Origin of the sequence: Bradyrhizobium algeriense, assembly GCF_003062295.1 — a bacterium.
GTDB classification, from domain to species: Bacteria; Pseudomonadota; Alphaproteobacteria; order Rhizobiales; family Xanthobacteraceae; genus Bradyrhizobium; species Bradyrhizobium algeriense.
The window spans coordinates 31,895-51,556 of the sequence record NZ_PYCN01000024.1 but is presented as its reverse complement, the minus strand read 5'-3'; the positions used below and the strand labels follow the sequence as shown (position 1 = coordinate 51,556).

21 protein-coding genes are annotated in these 19,662 nt (G+C 63.2%); 12 read left to right on the top strand and 9 right to left on the bottom strand.

Annotation, left to right across the window (positions count from 1 at the left end; all coding sequences use genetic code 11):
• Positions 1-65 precede the first annotated feature (65 nt).
• Complete coding sequence (locus C7G61_RS31875) at positions 66-1,358, top strand: adenylosuccinate synthase (RefSeq protein WP_108521400.1); 1,293 nt, start codon at positions 66-68, stop codon at positions 1,356-1,358.
• Between the two features lie 50 nt (positions 1,359-1,408).
• Complete coding sequence (locus tag C7G61_RS31870; RefSeq protein WP_108521397.1) at positions 1,409-3,031, top strand: hypothetical protein; 1,623 nt, start codon at positions 1,409-1,411, stop codon at positions 3,029-3,031.
• 183 nt (positions 3,032-3,214) lie between these two features.
• Here the strand turns inward: C7G61_RS31870 and C7G61_RS31865 are convergent, their stop codons facing one another.
• On the bottom strand, positions 3,215-3,484 hold the full coding sequence (locus C7G61_RS31865) for a hypothetical protein (protein WP_108521395.1): 270 nt from the start codon (positions 3,482-3,484) through the stop codon (positions 3,215-3,217).
• 729 nt (positions 3,485-4,213) lie between these two features.
• Here C7G61_RS31865 and C7G61_RS31860 point away from each other — a divergent pair.
• From C7G61_RS31860 to C7G61_RS31845, 4 genes are all read left to right on the top strand, one after another.
• Positions 4,214-5,350, top strand: a complete 1,137-nt coding sequence (locus tag C7G61_RS31860) for a DUF2336 domain-containing protein (RefSeq protein WP_108521393.1) — start codon at positions 4,214-4,216, stop codon at positions 5,348-5,350.
• 186 nt (positions 5,351-5,536) lie between these two features.
• Complete coding sequence (locus C7G61_RS31855; protein ID WP_108521391.1) at positions 5,537-5,959, top strand: DUF5413 family protein; 423 nt, start codon at positions 5,537-5,539, stop codon at positions 5,957-5,959.
• A gap of 219 nt (positions 5,960-6,178) precedes the next feature.
• On the top strand, positions 6,179-6,373 hold the full coding sequence (locus tag C7G61_RS31850; RefSeq protein WP_244608550.1) for an AraC family transcriptional regulator: 195 nt from the start codon (positions 6,179-6,181) through the stop codon (positions 6,371-6,373).
• Positions 6,373-6,909 (top strand): DUF4112 domain-containing protein, encoded by a 537-nt coding sequence (locus C7G61_RS31845; protein WP_108521389.1) that lies wholly within the window; start codon positions 6,373-6,375, stop codon positions 6,907-6,909. Before C7G61_RS31850 ends, C7G61_RS31845 begins: the two co-directional genes overlap by 1 nt.
• 82 nt (positions 6,910-6,991) lie before the next feature.
• Here C7G61_RS31845 and C7G61_RS31840 read toward each other — a convergent pair whose 3' ends face one another.
• The 5 genes from C7G61_RS31840 to msrA form a co-directional block, all read right to left on the bottom strand.
• Positions 6,992-7,276 (bottom strand): hypothetical protein, encoded by a 285-nt coding sequence (locus C7G61_RS31840; RefSeq protein ID WP_108521386.1) that lies wholly within the window; start codon positions 7,274-7,276, stop codon positions 6,992-6,994.
• 225 nt (positions 7,277-7,501) lie between these two features.
• A complete protein-coding gene (locus C7G61_RS31835; RefSeq protein WP_108521384.1) occupies positions 7,502-7,666 on the bottom strand; it encodes a DUF3309 family protein in 165 nt (54 codons plus the stop codon).
• 250 nt (positions 7,667-7,916) lie between these two features.
• Positions 7,917-8,291: a hypothetical protein gene (locus tag C7G61_RS31830; protein ID WP_108521381.1), complete on the bottom strand. Its 375-nt coding sequence runs from the start codon at positions 8,289-8,291 to the stop codon at positions 7,917-7,919.
• A 123-nt stretch (positions 8,292-8,414) separates the two neighbouring features.
• The gene (gene msrB / locus C7G61_RS31825; RefSeq protein ID WP_108521379.1) at positions 8,415-8,825 is read right to left on the bottom strand and encodes a peptide-methionine (R)-S-oxide reductase MsrB; all 411 of its coding nucleotides are present in this window, start codon (positions 8,823-8,825) and stop codon (positions 8,415-8,417) included.
• 96 nt (positions 8,826-8,921) lie between these two features.
• The gene (gene msrA / locus C7G61_RS31820; RefSeq protein ID WP_108521377.1) at positions 8,922-9,638 is read right to left on the bottom strand and encodes a peptide-methionine (S)-S-oxide reductase MsrA; all 717 of its coding nucleotides are present in this window, start codon (positions 9,636-9,638) and stop codon (positions 8,922-8,924) included.
• A gap of 252 nt (positions 9,639-9,890) precedes the next feature.
• Between msrA and C7G61_RS31815 the strand changes: the two genes are divergently transcribed.
• Positions 9,891-11,600 (top strand): caspase family protein, encoded by a 1,710-nt coding sequence (locus C7G61_RS31815; protein WP_108521375.1) that lies wholly within the window; start codon positions 9,891-9,893, stop codon positions 11,598-11,600.
• Positions 11,601-11,703: 103 nt separating this feature from the next.
• Here the strand turns inward: C7G61_RS31815 and C7G61_RS31810 are convergent, their stop codons facing one another.
• Entirely contained in the window at positions 11,704-12,819 is a 1,116-nt protein-coding gene (locus tag C7G61_RS31810) for an ATP-dependent DNA helicase (protein ID WP_108521510.1), read from the bottom strand.
• Positions 12,820-13,019: 200 nt separating this feature from the next.
• Here C7G61_RS31810 and C7G61_RS31805 point away from each other — a divergent pair, with 200 nt between their 5' ends.
• The gene (locus C7G61_RS31805; protein WP_108521372.1) at positions 13,020-14,228 is read left to right on the top strand and encodes an LLM class flavin-dependent oxidoreductase; all 1,209 of its coding nucleotides are present in this window, start codon (positions 13,020-13,022) and stop codon (positions 14,226-14,228) included.
• 62 nt (positions 14,229-14,290) lie between these two features.
• Here C7G61_RS31805 and C7G61_RS31800 read toward each other — a convergent pair whose 3' ends face one another.
• Together C7G61_RS31800 and C7G61_RS44110 are read right to left on the bottom strand one after the other, a co-directional pair.
• The gene (locus C7G61_RS31800) at positions 14,291-15,277 is read right to left on the bottom strand and encodes an ABC transporter substrate-binding protein (protein WP_190242052.1); all 987 of its coding nucleotides are present in this window, start codon (positions 15,275-15,277) and stop codon (positions 14,291-14,293) included.
• Between the two features lie 84 nt (positions 15,278-15,361).
• Positions 15,362-15,748: a hypothetical protein gene (locus C7G61_RS44110; protein WP_145963717.1), complete on the bottom strand. Its 387-nt coding sequence runs from the start codon at positions 15,746-15,748 to the stop codon at positions 15,362-15,364.
• 19 nt (positions 15,749-15,767) lie between these two features.
• Here C7G61_RS44110 and C7G61_RS31795 point away from each other — a divergent pair, with 19 nt between their 5' ends.
• Genes C7G61_RS31795 through C7G61_RS31780 form a run of 4 tightly spaced genes read left to right on the top strand, consistent with a single transcriptional unit; the run spans position 15,768 to position 19,657 of the window.
• Positions 15,768-16,715, top strand: a complete 948-nt coding sequence (locus C7G61_RS31795; protein WP_108521367.1) for a sulfonate ABC transporter substrate-binding protein — start codon at positions 15,768-15,770, stop codon at positions 16,713-16,715.
• A gap of 22 nt (positions 16,716-16,737) precedes the next feature.
• Positions 16,738-17,691: a sulfonate ABC transporter substrate-binding protein gene (locus C7G61_RS31790; RefSeq protein WP_108521364.1), complete on the top strand. Its 954-nt coding sequence runs from the start codon at positions 16,738-16,740 to the stop codon at positions 17,689-17,691.
• The gene (gene ssuD / locus C7G61_RS31785; protein ID WP_190242056.1) at positions 17,685-18,854 is read left to right on the top strand and encodes an FMNH2-dependent alkanesulfonate monooxygenase; all 1,170 of its coding nucleotides are present in this window, start codon (positions 17,685-17,687) and stop codon (positions 18,852-18,854) included. Before C7G61_RS31790 ends, ssuD begins: the two co-directional genes overlap by 7 nt.
• Positions 18,851-19,657, top strand: a complete 807-nt coding sequence (locus C7G61_RS31780; protein WP_108521358.1) for an ABC transporter permease subunit — start codon at positions 18,851-18,853, stop codon at positions 19,655-19,657. Before ssuD ends, C7G61_RS31780 begins: the two co-directional genes overlap by 4 nt.
• Positions 19,658-19,662: the final 5 nt, after the last annotated feature.

The window sequence follows — 19,662 nt, the reverse complement described above, 5'->3', positions numbered from 1 at the left end:
AGTGGCTACCGGTTTTCCGGAAAGGTCATGCTGGGACCATCAGATTTGCAGGGAACACTTTAGAAATGGCCAACGTTGTCGTCGTCGGCGCCCAGTGGGGCGACGAAGGGAAGGGCAAGATCGTCGACTGGTTGTCGGAGCAGGCCGATATCGTCGTGCGCTTCCAGGGCGGCCACAATGCCGGCCATACGCTTGTCATCAATGGCCAGACCTACAAGCTGGCGCTGCTGCCGTCCGGCGTGCTGCGCCCCTCGAAGCTTGCGGTGATCGGCAACGGCGTGGTGTTCGATCCGCAGGCCTTTCTGGACGAAGTTACGAAACTGAAGGGCCAGGGCGTCGCCATCAGCCCGGAAAACCTGCGCGTCGCCGAGAACGTCACGCTGATCCTGCCGCTGCACCGTGATCTCGACGCCTTGCGGGAATCTTCCAATGCGGTCACCGCGATCGGCACCACGCGTCGCGGCATCGGCCCCGCCTATGAAGACAAGGTGGGCCGCCGCGCCATCCGCCTGATGGACCTCGCCGACCTCGACACGTTGCCGCACAAGATCGACCGTCTGCTGGCGCATCACAACGCGCTGCGCCGCGGGCTCAATCTGGAGGAGATCGACGGCGGCGGCATCCTGAAGGAGCTCACTGCACTCGCGCCAAAACTGTTGCCCTACGCCGAGACGGTGTGGCGGCTGCTCGACATCAAGCGCCGCGAGGGCAAGCGCATCCTGTTCGAGGGCGCGCAAGGCGCGCTGCTCGACGTCGACCATGGCACGTACCCTTACGTCACCTCGTCCAACACGGTGGCGGCGCAGGCGGCGACCGGCACCGGCATGGGGCCGGCCTCGGTCGGTTACGTGCTTGGCATCTGCAAGGCCTACACGACCCGCGTGGGGCTGGGACCGTTCCCGACCGAGCAGGATAACGACATCGGCCGCAAGATCGGCGAGCGCGGCCGCGAGTTCGGCACTAATACCGGCCGTCCACGCCGCTGCGGCTGGTTCGATGCCATGTTGGTGCGCCAGACCGTCCGCACCTGCGGCATCACCGGACTCGCACTTACAAAACTCGACATTCTCGACGGCTTCGACACCATCGAGGTCTGCACCGGCTACATGCTGGACGGCAAGGAGATCGACCATCTGCCGGCGGGCGAGGGCGCCCAGGCCCGGGTGGTTCCGATCTACGAGACCATCGAGGGCTGGAAGGAGCCCACCGCCAACGCCCGCTCTTGGGCAGATCTCCCGGCCCAGGCCATTAAATATGTCCGCCGGGTCGAGGAACTCGTGGGTTGTCCCATCGCATTGCTTTCCACCAGCCCCGAACGCGAGGATACTATTCTGGTACAGAACCCGTTCGAGGCTTAACGGGATGTTACCGCCAAGGCTCCAATATCGACCTGCAGTATTGAAGAGAAATGGCTGATTATTACCCGCTGATCGCACGCGCTATCGCCGGCCTGGACCCCAATGCTCCAGGCGAGAGCCGCCGTGCGCTTTATGAGCGGGCCCGCACCGCGCTGATCGCGCAGTTGCGCAGCGTTCAGCCGCCGCTTTCCGAATCCGAAATCACCCGCGAACGGCTGTCGCTGGAAGAGGCTGTGCGCAAGGTCGAATCGGAAGCCGCCCAGCGCGCCCGCGAGGCAAGCCGGCCCGGTGGCGGCGGTGGCGCCGCGCGCGGCGGCGATGCTTTCCGCCGCGCCAATGCCCGGCCGCCGGAATCCGCAGGCCCTCCGGGCGCGCCGCCCGGTGCGATGCGCCAGCGTCCGCCTTCTCCTCCTTCGCGCGAGGCCCGTCCGCCGCTTGGCCAGGATGAGCAACGCCCGCCGCGCAATCTGCGCGCCGATGCGCCGCCGCCCGGCGCGCCGCGTCCGCAGCCGCCGCAGATTCCGATGCAGGATGCCGGGCTCCCGCCGCCGCCCCCTCGCGGAGGTGGCCCCCGCCGCGGTCCCGACAACGGCGCACCGCCGCAGCCGCCCGGCATGCGCGGCTTCCGCGACATCGCCGCCGACGCCGACGATCTCGGCCGCGCCGCGGCCCAGGCCAACCGCGCCGCGCGAAAGACCTATGCCAACGTGCCGTCGCCCTCGCCGGAATTCGACCGGCTCGAGCCGAGCATGGAAAACCGCGGCGCCGATCCCGACGCGCCCTATTCGTATGACGAATCGCTGGAGGAGGCCGACCGTTACGCGCCGCAGCCGCCGCAAATGCCGCCGCCGCGTGAGCGTTCGCGGCTGTCGCAGGATCGCGACCGCGAGCCGAAGAAACAGCGCGCCCGGTCGGCGGCGGTGTTTCCGTTCAAGAGCGCGATTGCGGTCGGTATCGTGCTCATTCTGGTCGGCGCCGGCATCCTGTGGGGCAAGTCGGCCGTCACGGCCGTGGGCGGCCTGTTCAAATCCTCCACTGTGGTGGAAGCACCGAAGGATCCGGCCGCACCCCAGTCGCGCCCAAAAATCCCCGATCGCGTCGGCCAGCCGTCGCCAGGCGAGAACGTCGCGCCGGTGGCGCAGCGCGTCGTGCTGTATGACGAGGACCCGTCCGATCCCAAGGGCAAGCAATATGTCGGCTCGGTGATCTGGCGCACCGAACCGATCAAGGCGAGCGGCAACCAGAAGCCGGATGTCGCCGTGCGCGCCGACATCGAGATTCCCGATCGCAAGTTCAAGATGACGATGTCGTTCCGCCGCAATACCGACAGTTCGCTGCCGGCGAGCCACACCGCGGAATTGACCTTCATCCTGCCGCAGGATTTCTCCGGCGGCGGCGTCGGCAACGTGCCGGGCATTTTGATGAAGTCCAACGAGCAGGCGCGCGGCACGCCGCTGGCAGGCCTCGCCGTCAAAGTCACCGACGGCTTCTTCCTGGTCGGCCTCTCCAACGTCGATTCCGACCGCGCCCGCAATTTGCAGCTCCTGAAGGAGCGCTCCTGGTTCGACGTGCCGCTGGTCTATGTCAACCAGCGCCGCGCCATCATCGCGATTGAAAAGGGCTCCCCCGGCGAACGCGCGTTCAACGACGCGTTCGCGATGTGGGGGGAGTAGCTCTGGGGGAGTGGCTGGAGCGCAGCGGATGCGCTCTCAGCCTGAGCTGATCTCCGTTGAGCCAGGAGATCGATCGTTAAATCGATCTCCTGCGCGGGTAAAGAATCCAGCAGGAAGACAGCCTCAGCATTGCACATCATCCGGCTGAGGCCGTTCGCGTTCGTCTTCGAGCGCAGCGGCCGATCACTCGGCGGTGGCGGCTCGCCTCCGTGCGGCGTGCTCGCGGTCCATCACGGCGCGGCAGCCCGGACTGAGATTCGCGCGTTGCTTGACCATGCAGGCGGTGATTCGCTGGACGTTGGGGACTTCATGGCCGCATAGCCGCATGGCGTCGCCGGTGCACATTTGCTGCGCCTCCGACGAGAAGGCGAGGTTCGGGCGGGCGAAAAGCGCCGTCGCCGCGCAGGCGATGGCGACGAGAAGTGCGATCCTGCTTGTACGGTGGAAAGTCATCGATGCGATCCCCAAGGTTGCGCGCGCGGTGCTGGCCGCTGTTCATTGGGGGCGCTGCACGCGGCTTGCGCTGCCGCACACGTCATCCATCACCCGGGAATCACCCGGTGTGTGGTTGCTCGAATTCTGCCGATGTTCGAATCAAAAGTGCTGCGCCGCCCCGCAACGAATTATGCGCCAATGCTGTGAAGCTGCAATGGCTCGCGTCAACACTTTCCTAACTGTTGCGTGCGCGACACGTCGACCGAAGCGCAGATGCGCGACAACGCGGTTTTCGAAGAAGGAACAGATGCGGGCCCGCTACCCAACCCTTCCATGGCGCGCCTTCCCTGACCCTGCGATCCCTGGGGCCGAAGGCGGATATTGCCCGGCCCGGCGGGCCCCAGCCGGCCGGGCTCGCCTTCCACGCCACAAAACTTAGTACAAATGCGGATAATCCCGGGTTCGAAACAACCACCCGTTAGGGAAGCCCGGGTACGATCGGTGGCTATTGCTCGCACCCGGCTCGTTGCTTTCGTTGGAGTGAAAAGGCTGCCGACACCGGCCTTTCGAATGGCGCCCAAATGCTTGTTCATTCCGCTACAGATGGATCCACGACGACCCCGGCCATCCCTGCGATGGCGCGGCCACTGGAAGCGTTCCGAACCGTGGGCCTGAAGGCATGACGCGAGCCGGCGGAAACGGGGTCATGCGGCGAGCCGGCACGACCGATGCGGAGGTGGGATAGCCATGCCCGCCGCTTCGTCGGATCTGCGTAAAGAATTGAACGGCGCCGAAGAGAGTGGACCCGAGCACGACGCCCGGATTTTTGGCGAGGTGACGGACCTGTTCCTGTCCAATGTCGGCCGTCTCGGCGACTCCCAGATCGCAGCCGTTGATGGCGTCCTCGCCCACCTGGTCGCGCGGGTGGAAGCCGCAACCGTGATCCAGCTCAGCGAGGCGCTCTCCACCATCGAGCGGGCCCCGCGCCAGACCATCCGCCAGCTTGCGTTCCACGAACAGCCCCAGGTGGCCGCGCCGGTGCTGAGAAGCTCCAGCTGCGTTTCGGAAGCAGACCTTCTTGAAATCGTCAAAAGCCGTAGCCAGCAGCACCTGCTGGCGATCTGCGACCGGAAGACGCTCAACGAAGCGCTGACGGACGCGCTGATGAGATTTGGCGACGTCAACGTCTCCAACGCGCTTGCCCGGAATTCGGGCGCGCGTTTCTCCGAATGCGGTTACGCGACGCTGGTGGGCCGGGCGGAGCGTGACGAAGGGCTGGCGGAAAAGCTCGGCGTTCGCATGGATATTCCCGGCAGCTTGCTGCGGGAACTCATTGGCAAGGTTGCCGACGTCGTTCGCGCGCGCTTCCTGACGGCACCGCGGCCTGTCGCGCGCCAGAAAGCCCAAAATTCCGCCGCGGCGGTCGCCGCACAGGGCGGCGTAGCCCGGAAGGCGATTGACTACACCCAGGCGCAAAGCGAGGTCGTTGCGCTCAATCGCACCGGCAAGCTGAGTGATTCAATCGTCAACCGGTTTGCGGTGCGGGGCGAATACACGCACGTGGTTGCGGCCCTTGCCTTGAAGGCCGACGTCAAGGTCGAGGCGATCGAACCCCTGCTCGAAGCCGACCGGGTGTACGGACTGATCGTTGCCTGCAAGGCCGCGCGGCTGACCTGGTCGACCACGACGATGATTGTCCGCAACCGCCCCAATTGCCCGCCATCCACCGACCGGGAACTCGAACAATGCGTGGCGGTGTTTGAGTCGTTGTTGCTGTCGGTGGCGCAATGGACCATTCGATGGGGGTCGGATCGGATTCTGGCCAGGAAGAATGAGCCTGCCGCGGCGCCGACGGCGGGCAAGAAGGTGAGCCAGCCTGCTTGACGTCGCCTTCGCAGACGCGCGAAGGTTGCATGGAAGGCTGCTTGCCCCTTGACTCCATCCTGACTGGATTTGAAATTGCCTGCGACCAGGGCGTTGATGAGAAGCCGGATCATGTCCGGTTACGGAAGCGCGCGGTTGGTCCGATGGTGAGTCTTCTCGATCCATAGACTCAACGCAGAGGTCGCCATGAAACGCTATCTGATCTTCGGAACGATCGGCCCTCCCATCGGCGGGCTCCTGATGCTGTTCGCGACCTCGATGGCATCGGGTTACTGGGCCGAAACCAGCTGGTCGGAGATCAGCAAGTTCCTTGGTGCCTTCGTTACGACGCTGCCATACAGCTATCTGTTTGGCATTGTGCCGGCGCTGATGATCGGCGCCATCGACGACATTCTCTATCACGTCAAGCGCATTGCTCCGGTGGCGCGGATACTTATCGTGGGCGCAATCGGCTTTGCCGCCGCCTCGCTGCTCTATGGCTCGCGCGGGCAGGATACCGGCGTGATGCAGTTTGTGCTCTATGGCGTCGGCGGCCTGGTGCCCGCGATGCTGTCGTCCTGGCTGACGCACAAATACGCCGACACGCCGCAGGCGGCGCATTCGACCTGAACGATAGAGCGCAGGATGGGTGGAGCCAACGGGCTCTCTTCCGTCGTCCCATGCGAACGCATGCGAACGCAGGGACGACGACCCAGGACCAGCCGACCACGCAAAAACGGCGGACCTTTCGGCCCGCCGCTCATGCGCAATGTGATTGTAATACGCTTACGTGAAAAAAGCCCCGAGCCGCTTCAACCGTGGTTGAGGCTTGAACTATAGATTTTTTTCGTGGCCGATCTATCCGGTAAATGCCGGGGTCGGGGCGTTGCGCAAGGCGGCGGACTTGCTGGCGCATGCCGCTTCAACGACCTGTCCTATTTCAACCGCTGCTTCCGCCGCCGCTTCGGCCTGACGCCGACGGCGGCGATAATACGCAGTGATAATTTGACGCAACTTGCACCCCGCATTCACATTACCATCTGATGGCCATGTCAAACGACGATATCTATACGCCGCACCGTTCACGCTCCGGGCAGTCTTCCCGGACGCGCGCGCCCGGGCGCGGCCCGGTCATCGACCAGGAGGGGCGCGAGCTCCCCGAGGCGAACCTGCACACGCAGTTCGAGGGCTTGCGGTTCGATTTCGGCCATTCCGCCGCCAATCCGTTCGGCGATCTGACGCGGGAGCAGCGGCTGGCGCGGCTCGATGCCATCGCCAAACTGCTGGACGTGGCCTTCATCGTGCCCGGCACCAAATTCCGCTACGGCATCGATGGGCTGATCGGCCTGATCCCCGTGGTCGGCGACATCATCACGACGGCGATTGCGCTGTGGGTGGTGCGCGAGGCGCGTGCGCTCGGCGCGCCCTGGCACATCACGGCGCGGATGCTGGGCAATGTCGCGGTTGACGGCGTGGTCGGCCTGGTGCCGGTCGCTGGCGACGCCTTCGACGTCATGTTCCGCGCCAACGTCCGCAACGTGCGCATGCTCAAGCGCTGGCTCGACAAGCAGCCGCGCTGACGCATGACGCTGGAAAAGATGTCGCCAAAAAACATGCCCTCGGAGATGCTCCGAGGGCAGTCGATTTATCGATGGCGGAATGTCAGGCCGCGTCGGCCTTGTCTTCGGCGCTGGCGGGCGCACGCGGACGGCGCGGCAGCGGGAAGGCTTCGCTTTCATAGAGCGTGCGGATGCCGCTCTGGTCGAAGCGGGCTTCCTCGACCTGCAGGTAGGCGCCATTCAGCGAGTCCGCCGGCAGCTCCTCGATCGCGAAGCGAACTGCTTCCGCCGCGGTGCCAAAACGCCGATAGGCGAAACCAGCCCGCTTCTTCTTGCGGATCGCGGCGGGAAACAGTTCGGCGGCGGTGTTGTAGCTGAAGGGACGCATGGACGGTGACCTCAATCTTTTTCGGCTCTTGCGTGTGAGCAATGGGGATTGGATGACGGTGGGCCACTATGGCGGGGCCGCGCCGTGCACGTCATTTCAGGTCCTAATATAAGCTTCTTTGACGGAAATGCGACCCCTGAAGCCTGACATCGGGGGTGATGATGAATCCACGCATGACTGCGTGGAACACAAATTAATTCAAGTTATTTCAATGGCTTATGAGGCTCATAGCTTGCCGAGCAGGAGCAGGATGAGAAGCACGATTAAAATCACGCCACCGAGGCCCATCGTGGAATGGCCGCGGCCGTAGCCATAGCCGCCGAACCGGCCGGAGAAGCCGCCGAGGAGGAATATGATCAGGATAATGACGAGTATCGTTCCAAGCGACATGGCGCGCTCCGCGAAGGCCCGCGGGCGTCCCCCAAAACGCCCCCGCGGAACGGATCAAAGCATATTCCAGGCCGCAAGTCCTTGGTCGATCCGCCGGATGGGGGAGCACACTTCCCTTCTCCCCTTGTGGGAGAAGGTGGCGCGCAGCGCCGGATGAGGGGTTCTCTCCGCGGAGACAGACCCCTCATCCGTCTCGCTGCCGCTTCGCGTCAGCGATCCACCTTCTCCCACAAGGGGAGAAGGGAAGAAGTCATTTCTTCGTCTCGTCGATCGGCAGCACCTTCAACGGCGTCGCATAGGGCTCGACGCGAAGGCTATCGCTGGCGATCAGGCCGATCTTGTGCAGCGGCGCCTGCTCGAGATCGCCGCCGGCGGATTTGCGCACCGCATATTGCCACGCGCTCATCGAACCCTTGGCGACCAGCATTTTGGCGACGCCGCCGGCGTTCTGGCCTTCGATCTGGGCAAGATCGCCCTCGCTGATCCCGATCACGATTTCGTCCTTGGCGGTGATGATTTTGAACAGGGAGACCTTGTCGGCGGCAAGGGCAGGCTGGATCACGACGCTCTCCATGATGAGGGCGGCAAGCCCCAGACCGCACAGCAGACGTTTGGAAATGTGCATTTCGAAATTTTCCTTGAAGTTTGCGCGCCGGGCAAACCGGGAAAAGTGTCCCACCAAACAAAATCCCCGCGCGACCAGCCCTTGGTCGCGCGGGGATTGGAACAAGTTCGACCTCTGCCGAAACTATTTCGGCTGCAGCTTCAAGGCCGCCGAGTTGATGCAGTAGCGCAGGCCGGTCGGGCCGGGGCCATCGGGGAAGACGTGGCCGAGATGGCCGTTGCATTTCGAGCACAAAACTTCAGTGCGGACCATGCCGTGGCTGACATCGCGCTCCTCGTCGACATGGCTGTCCACGGCGGGCGCTGTGAAGCTCGGCCAGCCGCAGCCGGAGTCGAACTTGGCGTCGGATTCGAACAGCGTCTGGCCGCAGCCGGCGCAGGTATAGGTGCCCTTGCGATGCTCGTGCTCATATTCGCCGGAGAACGGCCGCTCGGTCGCCTTCTCGCGCAGCACGGCGTACTGCATCGGTGACAATTCCTTGCGCCACTCGGCCTCGCTCTTGACGACCTTGCCGGATGTTTTGGTGTCGGACATGCAATCTCCCTCGTTGTCATTCCGGGGCGCGAAGCGAACCCGGAATCTCGAGATTCCGGATATGGTCCTTCGGACCATTCCGGAATGACGAGCGTACTAATTGGTAGCCTTGGCGTTGCTCACCAGCGTCGGCTTCTCGATGTAGTTCTCCGCAAAGATCTTCTTCAGGTTCTCGATCTTCGGCATGTCATTGAAGACAATATAAGGCTGGTTCGGGTGCAGCGTCAGGTAGTCCTGGTGATAGTCCTCCGCCGCATAGAACGCCTGCAGCGGGCCGACCTTGGTCACGATCGGCTTCTTGTACACCTTGGCGGCGTTGAGCTGGGCGATATAGGCCTCCGCCACCTTCTTCTGTTCGTCATTGGCGGTGAAGATCGCCGAACGATATTGCGTGCCGGTGTCCGGGCCCTGGCGGTTCAATTGCGTCGGGTCATGCACGACGGAGAAGAAAATCTGCAGGATCTTGCCGTAGCTGATCTTTTTCGGATCGTATTTGATCTCGACCGCCTCGGCGTGTCCGGTCGTGCCGGTGCCGATCATGGTGTAGTTCGCGGTCATCTTGCTGCCGCCGGAATAGCCGGACACCGCGTTGAGCACGCCGGCGGTGTGCTGGTACACGCCCTGCACGCCCCAGAAACAGCCGCCGGCGATCACGGCGGTCTGGATGCCGTCGGCCGCCTGCACGTCGAGCGCGGGCGGGGGAATGATGACGGCTTCCTCCGAGGCGCGCGAGGGGCTGATGGCGACCGCGGCGATGGCCAGCGCGCCGATGGCGGCAGCGCACAGCGACAGGCTGAGATGGCGAGGGGACATGGTTTCCTCTTTCGGCAATGGTTGGGGGCAGTCTAGAGCGGGATCGGCGTTTCGCAATCGGCTCAATTCTCTCCGATGCCCAAGATACGGCGCTGCTTGCGGATTGTTACGGCGTGCGCCACACGAGTTCGTGAATAAGGCCATCTGCCCAAGCATTTAGAGGGGACGCTTGACCGGTGCGGGCTTCCCTTTCCACAATGAACCGCAGGTCGCGCCCCGCGACCAAAATCCATGCGCCGGAGCGTTTTGCTGATGTTGCGGGCCTTATGGCTGGGTCTCGTCATGCTTGCCGCCACCGGCCCCGCGCGGGCGGCCGGCGATATCGACACCTGCCGGAATTCCACGGCGGAACCCACGGCACGCCTGGCGGCCTGCGAGAGCGTGATCGCCGACGAGAAGATCACCGGCCCTTCCCGGGCCGCCGCCTTCTGGTTTCGTGGCGACAGCCTGGTGAAGAAGCGCGATTACGACGGCGCGATCGCGGCGTTCACCGCTTCCCACGAGATCGCGCCCCAGAATATCAACGTCATCAACGCGCGCGGCATTGCCTACAGCTACAAGGGCGACGACGAGCGTGCGCTCGCCGACTACGATTTGTGCCTGCAGTTGCGTCCGACTTACGGCAGTGCCTACAACAACCGCGGCCTGATCTTCATGCGCAGGGGCGAGCTGCAGCGCGCCCTCGACGAGTTCGACCTGGCGGTCAAGCATATCTCCAATGATCAGAGCCGCTACCTGCACCATTACAACCGGGGCCGCCTGCAAGGGTTGATGAAACGGTACGACGCTTCGCTTGCCGACTTCGCCGAGGCGCAGAAGATCAATCCCGACGGTCCGCAAGTTCCGGCCTACCGGTGCGTTACCTACACCGGCATGGGCAGGTTCGATGATGCGATAGCCGACTGCAATGCGGCGCTGGCGAAGTCACCGAACAATGTTTACGGGCTGACCAGCCGCGGCAATGCCTATCTCGGCAAGGGCAATCTCGACGCCGCCCTCGGCGATTACGACCAGGTGCTCAAGATCAATCCGAACTACGTTCGCGCCTATGTCGGCCGCGGGCAGCTATTCGAAAAACGCCGCAACCTCACCGCCGCACGCGCCGACTATCGCTCGGCCGCCAACGCCGTGGCGGTGCGGCGCGAGGACATCGACACCACGCTGGCGCGCGCCGTCGCCAAGGAACGGCTGGAAGCCTTGCTGGGTACGGCCGCGCCCGCGGGCAAGGCTTCGCCGCCGACGCCACAACCAGCCGGGCCGCGCAAGGTCGCGCTGATCATCGGCAACGGCGCCTACAGGAATGTTGCCCCGCTGGACAATCCACCGCGTGACGCCAAACTGCTCGCGTCGACCTTTCGCGAACTCGGCTTTGTCACGGTGACGCTGGCGCCGGATCTCACCCGGGATAAATTCTTCGCCACCCTGCATGAGTTCGGCATGGAGGCGGAAAAGGCGGATTGGGCTGTCGTCTATTATGCCGGTCACGGCATGGAGATCGGCGGCGTGAATTATCTGATCCCGGTCGATGCCAGGCTGAAGGCCGATAACGATGCGGAGACGCAAGCGGTTGCGCTGGAGCAGGTGATCGCATCCGTGGCCGGCGCGCGGAAACTGCGGCTGGTGATGCTCGACGCCTGCCGCGACAATCCCTTTGAAAAGACCATGCAGCGCACGATTTCGCTAAAACTGGTCAACCGCGGCTTTTCCAATATCGAGCCGGAAGCCGGCTTCATGGTGGTCTATGCCGCCAAGCACGGCGAGACCGCGCTCGACGGCGATTCCCTCAACAGCCCGTTCGCCACGGTGCTGGCGCGCGTCATCAAGGAACCGAGGATCGAGGTGCGGAAGCTGTTCGACATTGTCCGTGATGACGTCTGGAAGGCCACCAATCGCACGCAGCAGCCGTTCACCTACGGATCGTTGCCAGGCCGCGAGGATTTTTACTTCGTGGCGGGGAAGTGATTGCTGCCGTCATTGCGAGGAGCGAAGCGACGAAGCAATCCAGACTGACTCCGCGGTGAGATTCTGGATTGCTTCGCTTCGCTCGCAATGACGGTAGAGACCGTTACACCACCACGCTCAGCCGCTTCGCCGCGCGGGTGATGCCGGTGTAGAGCCATCTTGCCCGGCTGTCCTGGAACGCAAAGCTCTCGTCGAACAGCACCACGTCGTCCCATTGCGAGCCCTGCGACTTGTGCACCGTGAGCACATAGCCGTAGTCGAACTCGTCATAGGGCTTGCGCTGCTCCCACGGGATCGCCTCGATGCCGCCCTCGAAGCAATCATGACGCACCGAGACCTTGGTCACCTTGTGGCCGAACTCCTCGTCGGGCGAGAGCCGCATGGTCAGGATTTTTGATTTCGCCCGCGGCTGGGTGCGCGACTTCACCCGCCACAGTCCGCCGTTGAACAGGCCTTTCTTGCGGTTGTTGCGCAGGCAGACCAGCTTGTCGCCGGCCACCGGAAAGGGGTCCTCGATGTTCTGTTTCTGGCGAACGCGCATGTTGTAGGCGCGGCGGGTGTTGTTGCGGCCGACCAGCACCTGGTCGGCGCCCATCACGCGATCCGGATCGAGTTCGCTGCGCGGCACCACCTCGCTCTCGCCATGGCGGCCGATTTCGAGTTCGCGCCCCTCGCGGATATCCATCGACATTCGTACGATCGGATCGTCCTGCGCCTGGCGATGCACCTCGGTCAGCATCGCGTCGGGCTCGCAGTCGGTGAAGAAGCCGCCGCCCTGGATCGGCGGCAATTGCGCGGGATCGCCGAGCACCAGCAGGGGGCAGTCGAACGACATCAGGTCGCGGCCGAGTTCGGCGTCGACCATCGAGCATTCGTCGATCACGATGAGCTTGGCCTTGGAAGCCGGTGCGTCGTCCCACAGCTCAAAGCTCGGCTGCTCGACGCCGGATTCCTTGGCGCGATAGATCAGCGAGTGAATGGTGGAGGCGTTGTCGCAACCCTTGTTGCGCATCACCAGCGCCGCCTTGCCGGTGAAGGCGGCGTATTTCACCTCGCCATCGACGCCTTCGGCGATGTGCCGCGCCAGCGTGGTCTTGCCGGTACCGGCATAGCCGAACAGGCGAAACACCGGCGGCGTGCCGCCCCTGCCGGGCTTGGCCTTCAGCCAGTCGGCAACGGCCTTCAGCGCGGAATCCTGATGCGGCGTGAACGTGGTCATGTGGCCCAGATGGAGAGCAGAGCGGGCGGTGAGGCCGCGACTCAACGGAAGCGTAAAGCTAACCATTCGCGCGCTCCATGCAAGGCTGCTTCCGCGCCACGGAATTGCTGTTTCGCGGTCGAGGCTGGACTTGGGATGCATGGCGAATACACTGCCTGAAAACAACAAGCGGGCTTAACAAGCGGTCCTGGGGAGGCGTCATGAAATTCGGCATCTTTTACGAGCTGCAGCTGCCGCGCCCATGGCAAGAGGGCGACGAGCTCCGGCTCTACCAGAACGCGCTGACGCAACTCGAGACCGCAGACCGGCTCGGCTATGACCACGCCTGGGTGGTGGAACATCATTTCCTCGAAGAATATTCGCACTCGCCCGCGCCGGAATCCTTTCTGGCTGCGGCCAGCCAGCGGACCAAAAATATCCGGCTCGGACACGGCATTTTTCAGCTCACGACAAATCATCCCGCGCGCGTCGCCGAGCGGGTCGCGGTGCTCGATCTCCTGTCAAACGGCCGCTGCGAATTCGGCATGGGCGAGAGCGCGTCGATCACTGAGCTGACGCCGTTCGGCCGCGACATGGAAACCAAGCGCGAGGTGTTCGAGGAAGCGGTACAGGCGATCTTTCCGATGTTCACGAAAGTGGGCACCGAGCATCACGGCAAGTATTTCGACATTCCCCTGCGCAACGTGGTTCCCAAGCCTGTCCAGAAGCCGCATCCGCCGCTGTGGATGGCGTGCTCGCAGCTGCCGACCATCGAGCGCGCCGGCGAGAACGGCTTTGGCGCGCTCGGCTTCCAGTTTGTCAGCGCGGAAGCGGCGCATGCCTGGGTGCATGCTTATTACAACGCGATCACCAAGCGCTTAAAGAAGCTCGCCGATTACGAGATCAATCCGAACATGGCGCTGGTCTCGTTTTTCATGTGCGCCAAGACCGACGAGGAGGCGCGCGCCCGCGCCGACGGCGCCACCTTCTTCCAGTTCGCACTGCGTTATTACGGCGCGGCGCAGAATCGGCAGCGTCCGGATCCCGGCACGGTCAACATGTGGGACGAGTACAACAAGTGGAAGCGCGACAATCCGGAGGCGCAGGAGGCGGCGCTGCGCGGCGGCCTGATCGGTTCACCGGAAACCATCCGAAAGAAGCTGCGGCGTTTCCGCGCTTCCCATATCGACCAGGTGATCCTGCTCAACCAGGCGGGCAAGAACACCCATGCGCATATCTGCGAGTCGCTCGAGCTGTTCGGCAAGGAAGTGATGCCGGAATTCCAGAACGACCCCGAGCATGACGCGTGGAAGAAGGGCGTAATGAGCGGGGCGATCCAGCTTGAGGAGATCGACACCGAGGCCTTCAAGGACCGTTACGGCAAGCTGGCGGTGAGTGTCTCACCGGCGCCGAAGGTGGCGGCGGGATAGCGTTTCGGCGGATGTCGAACCGGGCGCGGTGCGATGGGAGAAATCGCACCGCGCCCGTGGCGTCAGTTCGAATTTGCCGCCGCCGTAAAGCTGCGATCGACCGCCTTGCTGACATCGAGCTTCTTCGGAAGGATGCCGTAGCGGGTGGCGCGGTCGGATGCTTCCTGGACTTCCCTGACGATGCTTTCATCGATCGCGATCGGGCTGGTACGTTGCGCCTTGTAGGCGCTCAACAGCACGTCTTCGGGAAGCTTTGTGAGTTCCGCGGTGTTCTTGGCGTATTCAGGCAGATGATCCAACGACCATAGTCGCGCTTTGTTGAGACGCTGCACGAGATCCTGCACGGCCGCGCGCTTGGTGGCGATGGCTCCATCGGATGCGACGATGAAGGTGACGGTCGGCGTCAGGCCTTCACCGTTGGCAACGACCCGCGCATTGTCCTTCAGCGTGGCGTAGGACACGTAGGGCTCCCAGACCGCCCATGCGTCGATCGAGCCGGCCACCAGCGCGATCTTGGCGTCCACCGGCCCGAGCGGCGCGAAGGTCGCATCATCGATCCTGTATCCGGCCTTCTCCAGCGTTGCATCGATCAGGAACTGGCCCCAGCCGCCGCGCGTTCCGGCGAGGCGCTTGCCCTTGAGGTCGGCGGTTGACTTGATCGGCGAGTCCTGGCGGACGAGGATTGCTTGCGTCCTGGCATCGGAGCGGGTGCCGCCGATAGCCTTGATCGGTGCACCGGCCGCATACACGGTCAGGAACGAGAGATCGCCGGTGTAGCCGACATCCAGCGCGCCTGCGTTCAGCGCTTCGAGGATCGGCGCGGCAGCAGGAAATTCCGACCATTCGATCTTGTAGGGCAAATCCTTCGCGTAGCCGGAGATTTCGAGCAAAGAACGGTTGCCGCCCTTCTGGTCGCCGACACGGAGCGTCACCGTATCCGCGGCCAGCGCGGACGCGGCGATCGCCACACCGACCGCCGCGCTGAACAACGTTGCACTGACGCGATGCAGACGCGCACGGGCGCGCGATTCAAGTTTGGTTGCATTCATGTTTTTTGATCTTTCTCGTTTCATGCACTGCATTGCGTGGGCGCAATCAGCGATGCGCGAAGCCTACGAGTGACCGAAGCGCAGTCAATGAAATGACTGTCTGAATTGGGTTGCGAGGTCGCAATGAATCGTTCGTTCGAATTCATCGTCGTGAACGAAATCGTATGCAGTGCCGCTATCGCTTAAATACTGTGCAGCAAGGAGCTTGTGACAGGTGCTTTGAGTCATGCCCTCGAATTTCGCGGCGCGAAGCAATCGGCAGACAAAGTCACAGCGCTGTGAAGCGTTGGATGTGGTTCCGGTCGCGCGTGCCGCGGGAAAAAATATCGTCGAAATCATCCATCCAACAATAAATGCGTCGTGGCGTTGTCGAATGGCAGAACGCGCATTGCTATTTTTTGCAGGTGCTCGACAGTTCCAACCGATGATCCCATCATCTGACATCGCATGATCGCGAAACGTCGCGCGCATGGTCGTTGGGAGATCTGGAATGAGACGTCGGGAGTTTCTCGGATTGTCGTTTGGCGGCGCAATTGCTGCGCTGTCGCCGCGCGCACAGGCGCAAGCCTCGATCAAGGAAATCCGTATCGGTTACCAGAAGACCGGCGTGCTGGTGATTGCGCGGCAGCAGGCGGTGCTCGAAAAAAGGTTCGCCGACAAGCAAATCGGCATCAAGTGGATCGAGTTCACGTCGGGCCCGCCTTTGCTGGAAGCCATGAGCACCGGCAGTGTCGATTTCGGCGCGGCCGGCGATTCTCCTCCGATCTTTGCTCAGGCTGCGAACGCCAATATCGTCTATGTGGCGGGTTCGCGGATCGCCAGCGGGCAGGGTATCCTGGTTCCCGCCAACTCCAGCATCCGCACCATTGCGGACCTCAAGGGTAAGCGCGTTGGATTTGCAAAAGGCACCAGCGCGCACAACGTGGTGATCGCGACGCTGGAGAAGGCCGGACTGGCCTACGAGGATATCACGCCGGTCTATCTGTCGCCGCCGGATGCAGGGCCCGCATTCGCCAACGGCAGCATCGAGGCGTGGGCAATCTGGGATCCTTATTTTGCGATCGGCGAGAAGCGGCAGAACGGTCGGATCCTCGTCAATGCCGTCGAAGTCGCCAAGACCAATACGTTCTATTTGGCGAACCGTAATTTCGCGAACACCTATGTGCAGGAAACCCGTGAAGTGATCGACGGCCTGGCGGAGGCTGCGCGTTGGGCCGAGGCCAATCGCGGCGAGGTCGCGAGCGCGCTTGCCGCTGTGACCGGCGTGCCGCTCGAGGTGCAGACCGTCGCGGCCAACCGCGCATCATTTCTGATTGGTCCCGTGACCGACGAGATCATTACGACGCAGCAGGGGGTCGCCGACCGCTTCCACAAGCTCGGCCTGATCCCGAAGCCGATCGTCGTGCGCGACATCGTCTGGCGCCATACCCAAAGCTGAATTCCAACAAGGGACGTAACTCATGACGCGCTTGATACAACGCTGGATCGCCGGCGCGGTGCTGTCGATCAGCGTGGTCGCGGCCACCGTCGGCGCCGCCTACGGGCAGGACAAGGTGGTCCGCATCGGCTTCCAGAAATACGGCAAGCTGGTGCTGCTCAAGAGCAAGGGCACGCTGGAGGAGAAGTTGAAGGCCTCTGGCTACAAGGTCGTGTGGACCGAGTTTCCATCCGGCCCGCCGCTGCTCGAAGCGCTCAATGTCGGCGCGATCGATTTCGGCAACACCGGCGAAGCGCCGCCGATCTTTGCCCAAGCCGCGGGCGCACCGATCCAGTACGTCGCCTATGAGCCGCCGGCCCCGAAGGGCGAGGCGATCCTGGTACCGAAGGACAGCAAGCTTAATTCGGTCGCCGACCTCAAAGGCAAGAAAGTCGCGCTGAACAAGGGCTCCAACGTTCACTATCTGCTGGTGAAAGCGCTGGAGAAGGCCGGCGTCAAGTATTCCGAGATCGAGCCGGTGTTTCTCGCGCCGGCCGACGCCCGCGCGGCGTTCGAGCGCGGCGCGGTCGATGCCTGGGTGATCTGGGACCCGTTCCAGGCCGCCGCCGAAGCCGCCACCGGCGCGCGCACGCTCACCGACGGCACCGGCATCGTCTCGAACTATCAGTTCTATTTCTCGTCAAAGAAGTTCGTGGAGAGCGATCCGAAGATCGTCGATCTGGTGCTGACACAGCTCAGCGAAGTCGATGATTGGGCCAAGGGCGACATCCATGCCGTCGCCGAGCAACTTGCGCCGGCGATCGGGCTTTCCGTTCCCGTCGTCGAAGTTGCCCTCAAGCGGCAGTCCTATGGCATCAAGCCGATCACGGACAGCGTGATCGCCGACCAGCAACAGGTCGCGGATACGTTCTTCGCGCTCGGACTAATCCCGAAGCAAATCAGGATTTCTGACGTGGCCCGGAGGTCCGGATCGTGAGCACGCAATCCAACGCCAACATTCTCTGGTTCCTGCCCACCCATGGCGACGGCCGTTATCTCGGCACCACCACCGGCGGACGCGAGGTGAACTTCAACTATTTGCGCCAGATCGCGCAGGCCGCAGATCAACTTGGCTATTTCGGCGTTCTGCTGCCGACCGGGCGAAGCTGCGAGGATTCCTGGGTGGTGGCCTCGGCCGTGGCGCCATGGACCGAACGGCTGCGCTATCTCGTGGCGGTGCGGCCCGGGCTGCAGTCGCCAAGCGTCGCCGCGCGCATGACCGCGACACTCGACCGGGTGTCGAACGGACGTTTGCTGATCAATGTCGTCACCGGCGGTGATCCGATCGAGAACAAGGGCGACGGCATCTTCCTGTCCCATGACGAGCGTTACGAGGTGACGCGCGAGTTCCTCAACGTCTACAGCGATCTGCTTGCGGGCAAGACCGTCAATGTCGAGGGCAAGCATATCCGCATCGAGGACGGCCGGCTGCTGTTCCAGCCGGTGCAGTCTCCGCGGCCGCCGCTCTATTTCGGTGGATCGTCGGATGCCGGCATCGGCGTCGCCGTCGACACCGTCGACAAATATTTAACCTGGGGCGAACCACCGGCGCAGGTCGCCGAGAAGGTCAACCGGGTGAAAGCCGCTGCCGCGGCACGCGGGCGAAAGCTCTCGTTCGGCATTCGCCTGCATGTGATCGTGCGCGAGACCAATGCGGAAGCCTGGAAGGCGGCGGACGAACTGATCCAGCATGTCACCGATGAGACCGTCGCTTCGGCGCAGAAGATCTTCTCGCGAATGGATTCAGTCGGCCAGCAGCGCATGGCGCAGTTGCACGGCGGCCGTCGTGACAAGCTTGAGATCAGCCCCAATCTCTGGGCCGGCGTCGGCCTGGTGCGCGGCGGCGCCGGCACTGCACTCGTTGGTGATCCCGACACCGTCGCGGCGCGGATCAGGGAATATCAGGATATCGGCATCGATACTTTCATCATGTCCGGCTACCCGCATCTGGAGGAGGCCTATCGCTTCGCCGAGCTGGTGTTCCCGCTGCTGTCGCTGGCGCAGCCAAACAACGTGACGCCGATCCGCCTCAACACCGGGCCGTTCGGCGAAACCATCGGCAATGAATACCGCCCGCAAAAACAGGCATCGCAATCATGAGTCTTATCGACAGTTTTTCGCGCGTCAGTGCACCGAAACTGCCGCGGATCGACGGCCTGATCCCGTGGATCGTGCCGCTCGCAATCATCCTGATATGGCAGCTTGCCTGCGTCACCGGCTTCGTGTCCGCACGCGTGCTGCCGGCGCCAAGCGACGTCGCGCTGGCAGGATGGAAGCTGCTGCTCTCAGGTGAACTCGCCCGCAACATCTGGGTCAGCTTCTGGCGCGCCAGTATCGGATTTTTGATCGGAGGCAGCATCGGCTTCTCCTTTGGCCTTGCCAACGGTCTGTCGCCGATCTCCAGCAAGTTGACCGATACGACGCTGCAGATGGTGCGCAACATCCCGCATCTTGCCTTGATCCCGCTCGTCATCCTGTGGTTCGGGATCGATGAATCGGCAAAACTGTTCCTGGTCGCGCTTGGCGTGTTCTTCCCGATCTATCTGAACACGCTGCACGGCATCCGCACCGTCGATCCGCAACTGATCGAGATGGGTCGTATCTATGGCATGACCGACGGCGAATTATTCCGCCGGGTGATCTTCCCGGGCGCCCTGCCGTCGATCTTCGTCGGCCTGCGTTTCGCGCTCGGCATCATGTGGCTGACCTTGATCGTGGCCGAAACCATCGCCGCGTCCTCCGGCCTCGGCTACATGGCGATGCAGGCGCGCGAGTTCATGCTGATCGACGTCGTGGTGCTGTCGATTCTTATCTACGCCTTGCTTGGCAAGGTCGCCGACAGCGCCTCGCGGGGGCTGGAGCGGCTGACGTTGTCCTGGCACCCCGCCTTCCAGAAACATTGAGGATG